Origin of the sequence: Massilia sp. CT11-108 (assembly GCF_047302915.1) — a bacterium.
GTDB lineage: Bacteria > Pseudomonadota > Gammaproteobacteria > Burkholderiales > Burkholderiaceae_D > Telluria > Telluria orientalis.
The window spans coordinates 1-269 of sequence record NZ_JBKYMO010001531.1 but is presented as its reverse complement, the minus strand read 5'-3'; the positions used below and the strand labels follow the sequence as shown (position 1 = coordinate 269).

Genomic DNA, 269 nt, shown 5'->3' with positions numbered 1-269 from the left:
ACGACGAACCAGGTCGCCGCGATCGAGACGGCCGACCTGGCCGCCATGAAGACGAACCAGATCGCCGCGCTGACGACTAACCAGGTGTCCGCCGGCCTGACGACGAACCAGATCGTCGCGCTGACCACCTCGCAGGCAGGCGCGCTGACGACCGCGCAGACCGCCGCGCTGACGACGAACCAGGTTGCAGCTCTGCAAACCGCCGACCTCGCCGCGTTCAAGACGAGCCAGGTGCAGGCGCTGACGACGAACCAGATCTCGGCCGGCCT

Annotated in this window: 1 protein-coding gene; it reads left to right on the top strand. The window is 68.0% G+C overall.

Features of this window, described 5'->3' with window-relative positions; genetic code table 11:
* The coding region (locus tag ACEN88_RS35515) for a hypothetical protein (protein WP_413347096.1) at positions 1 to 269 on the top strand (269 nt) is incomplete at both ends.